Raw genomic sequence first — 13,129 nt, 5'->3', positions numbered from 1 at the left:
ATCGGCCGGATGGGGTTGGTCGAAAAGGGCGGCGGCGGCTTGATCGTCCGGATAAAGTCGGGGGCATGCAGGGGCGGGTTCTCGTGATGGCGCTTGCGCTGGTGGTGGCCGGGTGTGCGGCGCCGGTGCGGGCGGATTCGGACAGGGTTCAGAAGTGCCAGGGGGCCAAGGACGTGATGGCGACCGGTTTGCCGGTCGACGAGTTCAAGCCGGACCCCGTGCCGCCGCTTCCCGCCGACAGCGTGCAGGAGCCGCGGGGTAAGCAGACGGGGGAGACCGTCGAGGTCGCCGCCGTCATCGACGCTGACCCCGAGGTGGTCAAGCGGGACATCGCCAAGGTGGTCACCGCCCGCGGCTGGGCGGAGGGTGACCAGGAGCCCGGTGCGATGGTCACCTACCGCAGCCCCACCGGCCTCACCGGTGACGTCAGGCTGGTGCTGTGCGACGACGAGGACGACTTCGTCGTCTTCAGGCAGCAAGGGAAGTGAACAGCTCCACCGCCGAGTCGATGTCCAGGTCCGCGCCGCGGAAGTTCCACGCCGCCGCGCACATCACCCGTGCGCCCGCGCCGAGGGTGGACGGTGGGCCCGGGTACAGCCGCAGCCTGCCATGGGTCACGGTCGCGATCCAGCCCTCGCATTCCCAGTAGTGCGCGTCGCAGTCCGCGATCGGCTGGTGGCGGAACAGATCCCGCAGGTCGGTCGCGACGAACGTCGGCCGTTCGTCCTGCGGGATCAGGAGTAACGAGCGCAGGTCGGCCGACTCGTTCAACACCAGCACGCTGGGCACGTGGATCTGCCGCGCAGCCGCGACGAACGCCAGGGACTGGCTGATGGCGAGCGGGTACCAGGCGCCTGTCACGCGGATGGCCTCACGCAGCAGCGGGTGGTACGACGGCCCGTCCGGGATGCTGGGCCCCAGAACGGATTCATCCCGTTGGGCGGGAACGAGACCGCACACCAGCCGCGACGAGGCCTGCGACTGGGTCACCACGTGTGCCCCGTGTGCGTGCAGGTTCAGGCTGGCCAGCAGTGCCGCCACGCCCGTCGGGGTCTGCGTGGCGCTGACGAAAGCGAGGGGGTACAGCCTGCCGACCGTCTCGGCCGTGAAAGGGATCACCCCGGTGTTTCGGTCTAGTAATCCTTCCAGCTCGAACAGAAATCCGTCGTACATGTCGGCGAGCGTAGGCATTGACTATTCGACTTCTTTGCTGAACCGGGACTCTGGCGACGTGCTCTTCGGCAGGAGCATACAAGGGGCTGCCGGTCGCAATAACCTACTTTCGCATAGTGTGTCCCGGCGACTGGCACAGCCACGCCGCCGGTCGCGCGGTACGGGCAGGCGGCGAGGGGCTCGGCGGGCGGCCGACCTGCCCCGTGCGATATAGCTGTGCTGCATGAGTTCCCAGCTTCCGGCCAAGACGGCGGCGGGAACCGGTGGGGTCATAATCGCAGAGTTATGCCTCTTTGTTGGGTACCCGGTAATCGTTGCGATGATATTGTTCACGCATACCTTGACCCGGGAGTAATTCGCATGACCGGTGTTCTCGATGTCGGAAACGGTGTGCCCGAATTGCGGGTGAACGCGCGGCACCGAATGACTTGTGTCGAGGGCGGACTCGGGTCGGGCAAGAGCTCGTTGCTCGCCGAAATGGCTCGGCAGGCGCAGGCGTCCGGATTCACCGTCCGGCTGGCGACCGCGTCGGCGGTGGAGACCGATCTGCCATTCGGGGTGGTCGACCAGCTTTTCCCCGGCAAACTCGACGACCTCGACCTGGCCGGGGACATCCACCCCGTGCTCCGGTTCGCCGCGCGCTACCTGCGCACCCTCGCTGCCCAGCACCCGGTCTTCATCGGTGTCGACAACGTCGACAGGGCCGACGAGGAGTCCGTGCGCTGGTTGACCTTCGTCCGCCACCGCATGGCCGACCTGCCGGTCAGCATGATCCTCACGTCCGGCCCGGTGCGGTCCGGCCTGGTCAACGAGTTGGTCGGGCCACCGGCGCGGATCCGGCTGCGCGGCCTCGAACTGGCCGGTTGCGCCAGGATGATCGGTCCGGCGCCTGCCGAGTACGTCACCGCCTGCCGCACCGCGACCGGCGGCAACCCTTACCTGCTCAGGGAATTGCTCGCGGCGCGGGAGCCGATGACCGCCGGGGGGATCGCTGCCTCGGCGGCGACGGTCGCCCTCAGCCTGGTGCCGCGGCTGGGCTGGCACGGTGAGGACGTGCTCGCGATGGCGAAAGCCGTTGCCCTGATTGACAATTCCTCGATCCCGCTCGCGGCGGCGGCTGCCGGGCTGAGTGTCGAACGCGGCATGGCGGCCGTCGCCAAACTCGGTGAACTCGGTTTCGTCGCGGCGGAACCGCTGGCGATCACGTATCCGATCGCCGCCAAAGCGTTGCTGCACAGCATCACCAGTCCCGAACGGGAAACCGCGCACGGTCGTGCGGCCGAGTTCCTGTACAGCCGCGGGGAACCCGCTGGTGAACACCTGCTGGCCAGTGGGCCGCTGGGGGAGCCGTGGGTCGTCGAGGCGTTGCGGGACGCCGCCCGCCGCGAGCAGAGCCCGGACCGCGCCGCCCAGTACCTGCGCAGGCTGCTGCGGGAGCCGTTGTCCACCAGCGGTTTGCGTGCCGAGATCGTCGGGCGGCTCGGCCAGTTGGAGACACACCTCGACCCGGACGCCGCGTTCGAGTCGCTCACCCGGGCCAGCGGGCACGTCGCCGACCCGGTCGGCGAAGCGCGGCTCGCCCTCACGCTGGCCTACGAGATCGCCGAGCGCCAGGACCGCGGCCGTGCGGTGGCCGCGCTCGACACGGCGGCGCAGGCCGTCGCCGTCGCGGACCCGGACCTGGGCCACTCGCTGCGGCTCTACGCCTGCCGGTTGATCCTCGAGGAGTCATGCGTCGACGCCGAACTGCCGCCGCGGCTGGACCGGTTGCGGGCCGAACCCGCCATGTCGGCGAAGAACGCGCTGTTTCTCGACGCGCTGCTGGCCTTCCGCGACTGCCTGCGCGGCCAGGACCCGGCCAGGGCCGCCGCGCTGGTCGGTGTCGTGCCGTCCACCCTCGTCGAAGGGGCTGCGGGCGACATCATCGACCGGGCGGCGTTCACCCACATCGTGATCGCGCTGATGATCGCTGACGAACTCGAACCGGCGCTGCGGCTGTGCGACGCGGCGTTCGCCGTCACCGCCGACCGGGAAGTGCCGGTTGCCTCGGCGCAGGTGCATTCGCTGAGGGCACACATCTGCCTGCGCCTGGGCAGGCTCGCCGACGCGGAGGCAGCGGGCAGCGCGGCGCTGGAGATCTTCGACCGGCTCAAGCTCGGCCGCCAGCGGGTCGTCACCCTCGCGGTCACCGCGCTCTGCTCGACCTGGGCCGAGATGGGCGATCCCGGACGGGCGCTCGACCTGCTCACGGCACACCGGCTGGACGGCGCGGTGCCCGCGGCCCGGCGGTTCGACCGCGTGCTCTACCACCGCGGCATCGTCCGCGCCCGGCTCGGCGACCACGGCGGCGCCCTGCTCGACCTGCTGGAGTGCGGCAGGAGGCTGAGCAAGCGCGGGGTCGTCAACCCCAGTGGGACGGCATGGCGATCGCACGCGGCCGAGGAGTACCTCGCGCTCGGCCGCCCGACCGAAGCGCTGCGCCTCGTGGAGGAGGAAGTCGCACTGGCCCGGCGCTGGGGGCGCCCGCGAGCGCTGGGCAACGCGCTACGTGTGGCGGGTGTCGCCGCGCAGGAACAGGGCGCCGAACTGCTGGCGGAGTCGGTCGAGGTGCTCAGCGACTCGCCCGCGCGGCTCCAGTTGGCCCGGTCGCTGCTCGGCTGGGGCCCGTTCCTGCCGCCCGAGGACCGCCGGCCGGTGTACCGGCGTGCTTACGACCTGGCGAAGCTGTGCGGCGCCATGCCGGTCATGACGACGGCCGCGAACGAGCTGCGCGCGGCGGGTGGGCGGCGTTCACGGCAGGACTCGTACAGCCTGACCGATCAGGAGATGTGCGTCGCGTCGATGGCTGTGCGTGGTCAGACCAACCGCGAGATCGCGGCTGAGATGTCCGTCACTCAGCGTGCTGTCGAGCAACACCTGACCAAGGTCTACCGCAAGCTCCGGATCTCCGGTCGCGCGGAACTGGCTTGTGCGCTGCGGGGACACTGGCCGGGTGGAGATCCGTAAAGGCCTGGGGTACGCGATCGCCGCGTACACGTTATGGGGACTGTTCCCGCTGTACTTCGCGACACTCAAACCCGCTGGTCCGCTGGAGGTTCTGGTACACCGCTGCGTGTGGGTGGCGGTGTTCGGCGTGCTGCTGCTCGCCGCGTTGCGCAGGCTGCGGGGGCTGCGCGACGCGTTCCAGCCCAAGCTGGTGCTCGCCGCCGTCCTCATCGCGGTCAACTGGCTGGTCTACGTGTACGGAGTGCACACGAACCAGGTGGTCGAGACGTCGCTCGGCTACTTCCTGAACCCGTTGCTCACCGTGATATTCGGCGTCACACTGCTGCGTGAACGCCTGCGCGGGCCGCAGTGGGCCGCGGTGGGCATGGGCGCGGCCGCGGGCGCGGTTCTCACCGTCGAGTACGGACGGTTGCCGTGGATCGCGATCACCCTCGCGCTCGCCTTCGGGATCTACGGCGCTCTGAAGAAGTCCATCGCGGTGCCCGCCGCCGAGGGCGTCACGGTGGAGACCCTCTTGCTCGCACCGGTCGCCCTGGTGTACACGCTGTGGTTCGCCGGACCGGACGGCAACACGTTCCTGTCGGGATCGGTGTGGCACACGGTCCTGCTCGTCCTGGCGGGCCCGGTGACCGGGATACCCCTGTTGATGTACGCCGGAGCGGCCCGGCGGCTGCCGCTGACCGTGCTCGGGCTGCTGCAGTACATCACCCCCGTGCTCCAGTTCACACTCGGTGTCACGGTCTTCCACGAACCCATGCCGACGGCGCGCCTGATCGGCTTCGGACTCGTCTGGCTGGCGCTCGCCGTGCTGACGTTCGACGGCCTCAGACAGCGCCGAACGGCCGCCGCGGTGGTTGGCGCCGTTAAGTAGGCGTTCTGTCACCCCAGGTCAGCGATGCTTTTTCGATCAGTTGCCCCGGCCAGCTATGCCTGCGGACACAATGGGTGGCAGTATGGACGCTGGCCGCGGGTCATCGCTGTGACGACCCGGGCTGTATTTCAGGGAGATAGTGGTATGGCGCAAGGCACCGTTAAGTGGTTTAACGGCGAGAAGGGCTTCGGGTTCATCGAGCAGGACGGCGGGGGCGCCGACGTGTTCGTGCACTACTCGGAGATCCAGGGCAGCGGCTTCCGGTCATTGGACGAGGGCCAGCGTGTCGAGTTCGAGATCGGCCAGGGCCAGAAGGGCCCGCAGGCCCAGAGCGTGCGCGCGATCTGAGTCAGCACATCGTGGCGTGGGGCCCGTACCTGCCGGTGCGGGCCTTCCGCCTTTTCTTCGCCTCAGTCGAGGACTACCCCAGTTTGGCGCCGACTTCGGCGGCTCTCGGGTGGCGCAGGTAGTCCAAAATGGCCTTCGCGGCCGTCCACGACTCGACCGCACCGGTCCAGTCCTGCTCGGCTTGCCGGACGTCGCCCAGGTTGTTGAGGGAAAGCGCCTCGTAGTAGGAACTTCCCAGCTCCCGGAATCCGGCGATGGCGAGCCGGTAGTGCTCGGCCGCCTGGCCGAGTGACCCCGTCCGGTGGTGGATGAAGCCGAGGCTGTCCCGCACGGCGGCCTGCATGTGCTTGTCCCGCAACTGATCGGCGATCCGCAGCGCTTGTTCGCACAGACCGAGCGCGGCTTGGTGGTCGCCGAGGTGCGCGGTCGTCCACCCCAGACCGTTGAGGCTGCTCGCTTCACCGAGCCGGTGTTCGTTCCACCTGAACAGGGCGAGTGCCTGGCGGTGGTGGGCCATCGCCCTCTCGTAGTCGGTCTTCTCGTGGTACGTCCACGCCAAGTGCCGGTGTGACAACGCTTCACCGCTGCGGTCACCGAGCCGGCCGTACAGGTCGATCGCTTGCTCGGCGTGGTGCACGGTCTCGGAGTACTCGCAGAGGTTGTGATACGCCTGTGCGAGCAGGCGATGTGCGTCCGCCTCCGCGCCCCGGTGGCCGATCCGTTGTGCGGTCCGCAAAGCGATCCGCTGCGTGTTGGCCCAGTCCTGCCAGTGCCCGCGCAGCCTGAGGAATCCGGCCAGCGCGCGGGGCAGCTGCCACGCGTGGTTGTCCCAGCCTTGGTCGGCGGCCTGCTGCACGCACGCCATCAGCGAGTGGTGCTCTTCGTCGAACCAGCGGATGGTGTTCGGGTAGTCGGTCAGTTCGCGGGGGTTCGCGCCGTCGGCAGGCGGACCGGCGGAGAGGCCCGACAGGTTGCTGTAGAGCTGTTTGTCGCCGGACATCGCGGTGTGCAGGTAGTGGTCGAGCACCCGGCCGAACGCGTCTCGTGTGGGCTCCAGCGCCGCTTGTTCGGCCGCGTAGGCCCGCAGCAGGTCGTGGAACCCGTACCGGCCGGGCCGTTGCTCGCTGAGCAGGTGCGCGCGGACCAGTTCGGTGAGGTCCCGTCTGGCCTGGCCGACGTCGCTCCCGGCCAGCGCGGCGGCGCAGTGCACACCGATGCCGGGGCCGGGGAAGACGCCGAGCAGCCGGAACATCCGGGCCGCGGTCGGGGACAGCCGGTCGCACGACCACGAGAACACCGTTCTGAGATCGAGGGTTTCGCCGAGGTCGAGCCCGTCGAGCCGGGCGTCGGTCAGCTCGTCGACCAGTGACCGCAGCGGGGTCGCGAAACTCGTGTTGACGCGTGAGGCGACGATGCTCAGCGCGAGCGGCAGCCCCGCCGACAGCTGGGCGAGCTCGGTCGCCGCATCCGATTCCGAGACAACGGTTTGCGCGCCCAGTCGCACGGCGAGGAGCTCACGGCTGGTGCTCACGTCGAACAGCTCGAGCGTGCGTCGTTGTGCGCCCGCAAGGGCAACCAACCGGTCAAGGCGGTCCCGGCTGGTGATGATCACGCCGCAGCCCGGGCTGCCCGGGAGCAACGACTGCACATGGTCGCTGTCCACCACGTTGTCGAGCACTACAAGAACTTGTTTGTCCGCAAGGAGACTGCGGAACATCGCGGCCCGCTCGTCCTCCACGGCCGGGACGGCTTGTGGTGCGACGCCGAGGTCTTGCAGGAATCCGCGCAGCACCCGGCTGGCGTCCAGCGGGGGCTGCGGCCCGAAGCCGTGCATGGCGACGTACAGCTGGCCGTCCGGGAAGCGGTGCTGGATCCGGTGAGCCCAGTGCAGCGCCAGCGTTGTCTTGCCCACTCCCGCGGTCCCGGAGATCACGGCGATCGTCATGCGGTCGCTGTCGAGCATCGCGTCCAGTGCGGCGATGTCCTCGGCGCGGTCGACGATCCGCGGGTGGTGCGCCGGAAGCTGCCGTGGCGCGGGGCGTTGTCCCGAACGGGGAATCGCGGGCGGGATGAGCTGGGCGAGGGTCGTGCCCAGTTCGGCGTCGCACCTTTTGGCCAGTTCGATGGACGCAGGGCGCAGACCGTTCTCTATTTTGCTGAGATAGCCGGTGTTGTAGTGCACGCGAGCCGACAGTTCACGCAGCGACCACCCGGCGGCCTGCCTGGCCTCCCGTAGCCGCTTGCCGAACGCGGACACTGTGTTCTCCCATCTCCCCCGTACGTTGCCTACTGACGAGGCAACGGCCAACCACTCCCGAGTGGCCCCCCGCTCGGTGATAGTTGAGAGCACAAGCGTGCCAACCGGCTGGGGCTATCTGCAACGGTAGTAGTACCCACGTCGGTCGTGCTCGCATGGCACCGCGCACCATAGCTTGACAGCTGCGCGGTGACAGGCGGCATCGTGGTGTCCCCAGCACCAGCCGCCGACTTTGGGAGGGGCCTGGCCGGTTTCACCCCCAAGCCGACCATGTCCCTCCCTTCCTTTCCTCCGTGCGGCTGTGCACAAATTTGAGTCAGATCGCCTGGTCACCGGCTGTGGACACGCCGTCAACCTGTCGTATCGCCGGAACTGGCGGCAATTCGCTTACCCCACATGGGTTTTGACAACCGTTGCGGGCGGTATGCGGATCCTGACTAGCGTATGGACCCTTGTGCCACAACGAAAGACCATGTGCACATGGGTCATGTCGCATACCAGGAGCTGGGCGTCTCGCTGATGCCGTACGCGTTGCGGCTGACCGGTTACGACCGGCACTGGGCGGAAGACGTCGTGCAGGAAACCCTGATCAGGGCTTGGCGCAACGCCGGCAGGCTCGACCCGCGGCCGCACCTGTTGCGAGCGTGGGTGTGCACGGTCGCGCGGCGGGTCGTGATCGACGACCGGCGCAGCAGGCAGGCCCGCAACGAGTACTCGACGCGCGGCGGGACCTCGTCGAACACCTCGCGGTGCACGACGTCGTCGTCTTCGAGTTGCCGCAGGTGGGACGCGAGCACCTTCTCGGTCACGCCGGGCAGGAGCCTGCGCAGCTCGCCGAAGCGGTGCGGCCGTTTGGCCAGCTCCCACAGGATCAGCACCTTCCACTTGCCGCCGATCACGTCAACCGCCGCGTCGATCCCGCAGACGTACGAACCCGGCCGCCGACTCGCCATCTTCCGTCCCCTCTTCCCAGTCGCCCCAGGGTAGCGAACCGGTTGACAACTGAGTTGAACTCAACTTAGTTTGATGGGGTGACCACACCGAAGATGCCCCGGGGCGCGGCGGCACGGGACAAGCTGCTGCGCGCCGCCGCCGAAGAACTGGCGGAGACCGGGGAGTTGGAGGTGGCCGCGGTGTCGAGGCGGGCGGGGGTGAGCGCCGGTCTGCCGTACCGGTACTTCGGCACGCGCAGCGGATTGCTGATCGCGGTGCTCGACGCGTTCTACCAGCGCATGAGCGACGCCGCCGCGATGCGCGAGTATGACGCCCCGACCTGGGCGGACCGCGAACGCCAACGGGTCCGCGACTGGGTGACCGCGGCGTACGCGGACCCACTGGCGCCGCTGGTGCTGGGCGGCCTCGTCGGTGACGCGGAAGTCGCGGCGGCCAACACCCGCCACCTGCACCAGATGATCGAAGTCGGCGCCCGCAACATCGCCAAAGCCCAGCGCGCGGGTGATCTGCCCGCTGACCGTGACCCCGAATTCCTCGCCGCCGCGACGCTCGGCGGCACCAACACCCTGCTCTCGGTCGCGCTCACCCGGACCGAACGCCCACCGGTCGACCGGCTTATCGCCGAGGCCTGGACGTACCTCGCCGGAGCCGTCGGCCTGACGACCTGAAGGACCGGGCATGTCCGACCACAGCCGCGTCGAAACCCTCGACGACCTGCGGCTCGACCTCGCACGCAGGCACAGGGCGACGACGAGCGCCGCCGCTGTCGCCGCCGACGCCGATCTTGCCGCGCTCGGCCGTGACGGGTACGTCATCCTGGAAAACCTGCTGAGCCCGGACGAATGCGCCCAGATCCGTGCGGAAGTGACACCGCTGCTGGACAAGACCGGGCGCAACGACTTCGAAGGCGAACGCACGCAACGCGTTTACAGCGTGCTGAACAAGACCCGTGTGTGCGACCGGCTCGTGGACCACCCCCGGGTGCTGGCACTGCTGGACCGGCTGTTGCTGCCCAACTACCTGCTTTCGCAGTTGCAGGTCATCAACATCAACCCGGGCGAGTCCGCGCAACTGCTCCACCCCGACGACGGCATCTACCCGGTGCCCCGGCCGCGGCTGCCCCTCGGCGCGGCCACGATCTGGGCCATCGACGCCTTCACCGAGGAAAACGGCGCCACGGTGGTCCTGCCAGGCAGCCACCGCTGGGACAACGACCGCAGGCCGGCCGACAGCGATACCCGTCAGTCAGCCGTGATGCCAGCGGGCTCATGTGTGTTCTTCGTCGGCACCTTGTGGCACGGCGGCGGTGCGAACCGTTCCGGCCAAGCCCGTCTCGCCGTCACCGCGCAGTACTGCGAACCGTGGCTGCGCCCGCAGGAAGCCTTCACCTTGTCCACCGGCCGCGACACAGTGCGCGCGGTGTCGGAGGACATCCGGCGGATGCTCGGGTACAGCATCCACCCGCCGTTCGTCGGCATGGTGGACGGCATGCACCCCAAACGCCTCCTGGACGCGTAGCCCGAGACCCACCCGGGAGTCGAACCCGGAACCAATGGCTTTGCAGGCCATCACACGACCGTCGTGACGTGGGCCGGAAAGAAAAACGTGGGCTGCCGGGGACTCGAACCCCGAACCTACTGATTAAGAGTCAGCAGCTCTGACCAATTGAGCTAGCAACCCGCGGAGGATGCAGGATTCGAACCTGCGCGACGTTTCCGCCGACTACCGTTTTCGAGACGGCTGCCTTACCCGGCTCGGCCAATCCTCCCTTTCTCCTGCGCTCCCGGTCCAGGATTCGAACCCGGATCAACGGATCCAAAGTCCGTTGTGCTGCCGTTGCACCAACCGGGACCGTATTCCTCTCGTACCCCTGGCAGGATTCGAACCTGCACTGGACGCGTTCTGAGCGCGCTGCCTCTTCCGTTGGGCTACAGGGGTGTGGTGCGGTCCGGGGGAGTCGAACCCCCACTGGCCATGCCCTCAACCTGGTGCCTCTACCAGTTGGGCTAGGACCGCATCGTGACGCGTACGGGAGTCGAACCCGTGTCTTCGGTGTGAGAGACCAATGTCCGTTCCACTGGACCAACGCGCCTCGACGTGTGCACAGCGGCCGGCCCGGGATCCGCAGTGCTGTGTTCATCAAAAACAGGTGGCGGCCTGACCGTTAGCCGAATCGGCCCGGAAAGCGGCACAAATCAAAAGCCGCCCGGTCGGTGTTCCGACGGGCGGCTCCGGTGTGGTGACTGCTCAGATCACACCAGGAGCCGGTCGAGCTCGAGAGACAGTTCGAGCTTGGCTGATTGACACTCCAGCTTGCTCTTCATTGCTGTTCCCTCCCGTGCTCGAATCGTGGTGCCGATAGCTGAACTATGGCGGAGGCGGGCATTCACGTCAATGCCGTTTTCCGGCGATCTTGCCTTCTGTGGTCTGGACCACGTAGGGTCGATCGACCGCCCGTGAGGGCGCGCCGCCGGTTCCACGCTCACATCCGAGGAGACCGGTATGCGCAAGTTCAGGGTGGCTGCCTGTGCGGCCGTCGCCGTCACGGTGCTCGCGACGAGCCAACCAGCCCTCGCGGCCCAGGACACGGCGACCATCACGATCGACAGCGCGAACCCCGCGGGGCGGCTGCCGAAGGACTTCGTCGGCCTGTCGTTCGAGATCCGCGAGCTGGGCATCGGCAACCTGGACATCCGCGAGGGCAACGTGCTCGCGATGTTCAGGACCCTCGGCCGCGACAGCAACATCCGGCTGGCGGGCAACACACTCGACCGGGACACGCTGTGGGTCCCGCGTGGCCGGCAACCGCCGGACCCCCTGCCCGAGTGGGTCGCCAACACGTTGACGCCCGCGGACATCGAACGCCTCAACCGCCTGCTCGACGCCACCGGCTGGAAGGCCGAGGCCGGCATCAACGTCGGCAGGTGGGACCCGGTACTCGGCCCGGACCAGGCCGAGGAGATGTTCCGGATCCTCGGCCGCAACCTGGTCGCGGCCGAATGCGGCAACGAACCGGACCAGTGGGCGCAGCGCGGCTACAAGCCGACGACCTACGCGTACGCCGACTACCGCAAGGACTGGGCGGTCTGTGCGGCAGCCGTCGGAAACAACCGCATCGCGGGCCCGGACACCGCGGGCACCACGTCATCCTGGGCGGCGAACCTCGCCAAGGACGAGCGCGACAAGTTGTCGATGCTGACCGTGCACCAGTACCCGGCAGGCGCCACGACGACCATTCCGACGCTGCTCTCACCGGAGCTGCACACCAAGCAGCTCATGGAACTTCAGCCGACCCTCAACGCGGCCAAGGCGCAGAACCTGCCGTTGCGGGTCGACGAGGCCAACTCCACCTACAGCGGCGGCATCGACGGCGTCAGCAACAAGTACGCGTCCGCCCTGTGGGGCATGGACTACGCGTTGCAGCTGGCGCAGGGCGGCGTGTCCGGCATCAACATCCACGGCGGCCTCGGCGTGTGCAACGAGCCGATCTGGAACGGCAAGTTCCAGCGCTACACCCCGTTCTGCGCGGTGACCAAAGCCGACGAACTCGCCCAGGTCTACAAGGCCATGCCCATCTACTACGGCCTGTGGATGACCCGTCAGATGGGCTCGGGCAGGTTCCTGCCGGTCAACCTGACCACCGACCGCAACATCACCGCATACGCCGTGAAGGGCGACGACGGCCGTACGCGCATCGCTGTGCTGCAGAAGGACGACACCAGCACAGCGCCGGTGAAACTGGACATCAAGGTGGGCAACAGGTTCCGTGACGCGCGGGTACTGACCATGACCGGCACCGCTCTCGCCGACGAGGCAACGGCGGTCCAGGGCTCCACCGTGGATCGCGAGGGACAGCTCAAGGCACGGCCGGACAACGTCCGCGTCCGCAACGGATCGCTCGCGCTGAACCTCAAGGCGGGCAGCGCGGTCGTGATCACCCTCGACGGTCGGTGATCTTGATCCCCAGTGCCGCCGCCAGGCTGTAGGCAAGGCCACCGAGGTCGTCGCTGTCCACAATGGCGCCTCGGAGGCTGGTCACGCCGCCGATGCCGAGCAGGTGGCAGTCGGTGAACTTGGCCTCGCCGAGCTGGGCGTTCGCGAACTGGGCGCCGCGCAGGTCGCACGACTCGAACCGGACGCGCCGCAGGTCGGCGTCCTGGAAGTCGGTCTCCCTGAGGTTGCAGTCGCGGAACACCGTCCGCCGGAACGTGGCGAACCGGAAGCTGGACAAGTCGATCCGGCACGAGGAGAACACGACGTCCCGGAACACGCCCTCCGGCCACTTCGAACCGGTCATCCTGCTGTTGTGCAACGTGCAATCGGCCACCGTCGTCTGACTGGCAAGCACGTTGGCCATGTCGCAGTCGGCGAACCGGCACTCTTCGACCTCGAGCGACCGCACGACCCGGCCGGACAGGTCGAGCCCGGTGTAGTCGAGCGCGCGGTACGCGACATCGTCCTCGAAATCGTGCTCGGCCAGGTTCGCGCTTCGACTCATGGGGACGACCCTATCGGCCGTC

The 13,129-nt window shown here is 68.2% G+C and carries 11 protein-coding genes, 7 tRNA genes and 1 pseudogene; 8 read left to right on the top strand and 11 right to left on the bottom strand.

The window, feature by feature from the left end; translation table 11 throughout:
* Positions 1-65: 65 nt before the first annotated feature.
* On the top strand, positions 66-488 hold the full coding sequence (locus tag AOZ06_RS47165; protein WP_054295327.1) for a hypothetical protein: 423 nt from the start codon (positions 66-68) through the stop codon (positions 486-488).
* Here the strand turns inward: AOZ06_RS47165 and AOZ06_RS47160 are convergent.
* Entirely contained in the window at positions 469-1,173 is a 705-nt protein-coding gene (locus AOZ06_RS47160) for an HAD family hydrolase (RefSeq protein ID WP_157233632.1), read from the bottom strand. The genes AOZ06_RS47165 and AOZ06_RS47160 overlap by 20 nt on opposite strands.
* Positions 1,174-1,533: 360 nt before the next feature.
* On the opposite strand from AOZ06_RS47160, the gene AOZ06_RS47155 reads away from it, so the two are divergent.
* From AOZ06_RS47155 to AOZ06_RS47145, 3 genes are all read left to right on the top strand, one after another.
* Entirely contained in the window at positions 1,534-4,179 is a 2,646-nt protein-coding gene (locus tag AOZ06_RS47155) for a helix-turn-helix domain-containing protein (protein WP_054295325.1), read from the top strand.
* Complete coding sequence (rarD, locus tag AOZ06_RS47150; protein WP_054295324.1) at positions 4,166-5,050, top strand: EamA family transporter RarD; 885 nt, start codon at positions 4,166-4,168, stop codon at positions 5,048-5,050. The genes AOZ06_RS47155 and rarD overlap by 14 nt, the downstream gene beginning before the upstream one ends.
* A 144-nt stretch (positions 5,051-5,194) precedes the next feature.
* Positions 5,195-5,398 (top strand): cold-shock protein, encoded by a 204-nt coding sequence (locus AOZ06_RS47145; RefSeq protein WP_033381005.1) that lies wholly within the window; start codon positions 5,195-5,197, stop codon positions 5,396-5,398.
* A gap of 73 nt (positions 5,399-5,471) precedes the next feature.
* On the opposite strand, the gene AOZ06_RS47140 is transcribed toward AOZ06_RS47145, so the two are convergent.
* Positions 5,472-7,655 (bottom strand): ATP-binding protein, encoded by a 2,184-nt coding sequence (locus tag AOZ06_RS47140; protein ID WP_054295323.1) that lies wholly within the window; start codon positions 7,653-7,655, stop codon positions 5,472-5,474.
* A gap of 444 nt (positions 7,656-8,099) precedes the next feature.
* Here AOZ06_RS47140 and AOZ06_RS61855 point away from each other — a divergent pair.
* Positions 8,100-8,297, top strand: a pseudogene (locus AOZ06_RS61855) (sigma factor); the annotation flags it as partial.
* On the opposite strand, the gene AOZ06_RS61850 reads toward AOZ06_RS61855, so the two are convergent.
* Positions 8,201-8,608 (bottom strand): winged helix-turn-helix transcriptional regulator, encoded by a 408-nt coding sequence (locus AOZ06_RS61850; RefSeq protein WP_083472404.1) that lies wholly within the window; start codon positions 8,606-8,608, stop codon positions 8,201-8,203. The pseudogene AOZ06_RS61855 and the gene AOZ06_RS61850 overlap by 97 nt on opposite strands.
* Positions 8,609-8,686: 78 nt before the next feature.
* Here AOZ06_RS61850 and AOZ06_RS47130 point away from each other — a divergent pair, with 78 nt between their 5' ends.
* Positions 8,687-9,277 carry a TetR/AcrR family transcriptional regulator gene (locus AOZ06_RS47130; RefSeq protein WP_054295322.1) on the top strand — a complete coding sequence of 197 codons (591 nt, stop codon included), beginning with the start codon at positions 8,687-8,689 and terminating at the stop codon, positions 9,275-9,277.
* A gap of 10 nt (positions 9,278-9,287) precedes the next feature.
* Positions 9,288-10,127 carry a phytanoyl-CoA dioxygenase family protein gene (locus AOZ06_RS47125; RefSeq protein WP_054295321.1) on the top strand — a complete coding sequence of 280 codons (840 nt, stop codon included), beginning with the start codon at positions 9,288-9,290 and terminating at the stop codon, positions 10,125-10,127.
* A 4-nt stretch (positions 10,128-10,131) separates the two neighbouring features.
* On the opposite strand, the gene AOZ06_RS57420 is transcribed toward AOZ06_RS47125, so the two are convergent.
* The 7 genes from AOZ06_RS57420 to AOZ06_RS47095 all read right to left on the bottom strand — a co-directional run bounded on the left by AOZ06_RS57420 (position 10,132) and on the right by AOZ06_RS47095 (position 10,701).
* Positions 10,132-10,202: transfer RNA gene (locus AOZ06_RS57420), tRNA-Cys, on the bottom strand.
* Between the two features lie 13 nt (positions 10,203-10,215).
* Positions 10,216-10,289: transfer RNA gene (locus AOZ06_RS47120), tRNA-Lys, on the bottom strand.
* A gap of 1 nt (position 10,290) precedes the next feature.
* Positions 10,291-10,377 (bottom strand) — tRNA-Ser (locus AOZ06_RS47115).
* Between the two features lie 12 nt (positions 10,378-10,389).
* A tRNA-Gln gene (locus AOZ06_RS47110) sits at positions 10,390-10,460 on the bottom strand.
* A gap of 14 nt (positions 10,461-10,474) precedes the next feature.
* Positions 10,475-10,547, bottom strand: a tRNA-Leu gene (locus tag AOZ06_RS47105).
* 1 nt (position 10,548) lies between these two features.
* Positions 10,549-10,625 (bottom strand) — tRNA-Leu (locus tag AOZ06_RS47100).
* A 4-nt stretch (positions 10,626-10,629) separates the two neighbouring features.
* Positions 10,630-10,701 (bottom strand) — tRNA-Glu (locus AOZ06_RS47095).
* Positions 10,702-11,111: 410 nt separating this feature from the next.
* On the opposite strand from AOZ06_RS47095, the gene AOZ06_RS47090 reads away from it, so the two are divergent.
* The gene (locus AOZ06_RS47090; RefSeq protein WP_054295320.1) at positions 11,112-12,563 is read left to right on the top strand and encodes a glycosyl hydrolase family 79 C-terminal domain-containing protein; all 1,452 of its coding nucleotides are present in this window, start codon (positions 11,112-11,114) and stop codon (positions 12,561-12,563) included.
* On the opposite strand, the gene AOZ06_RS47085 is transcribed toward AOZ06_RS47090, so the two are convergent.
* On the bottom strand, positions 12,544-13,107 hold the full coding sequence (locus AOZ06_RS47085; RefSeq protein ID WP_054295319.1) for a pentapeptide repeat-containing protein: 564 nt from the start codon (positions 13,105-13,107) through the stop codon (positions 12,544-12,546). The genes AOZ06_RS47090 and AOZ06_RS47085 overlap by 20 nt on opposite strands.
* Between the last annotated feature and the right edge of the window lie 22 nt (positions 13,108-13,129).

Origin of the sequence: Kibdelosporangium phytohabitans, from assembly GCF_001302585.1 — a bacterium.
Classification (GTDB): domain Bacteria; phylum Actinomycetota; class Actinomycetes; order Mycobacteriales; family Pseudonocardiaceae; genus Kibdelosporangium; species Kibdelosporangium phytohabitans.
Note: the sequence above shows the minus strand (reverse complement) of the source record. Positions and strands in the feature narration are given on the sequence as shown.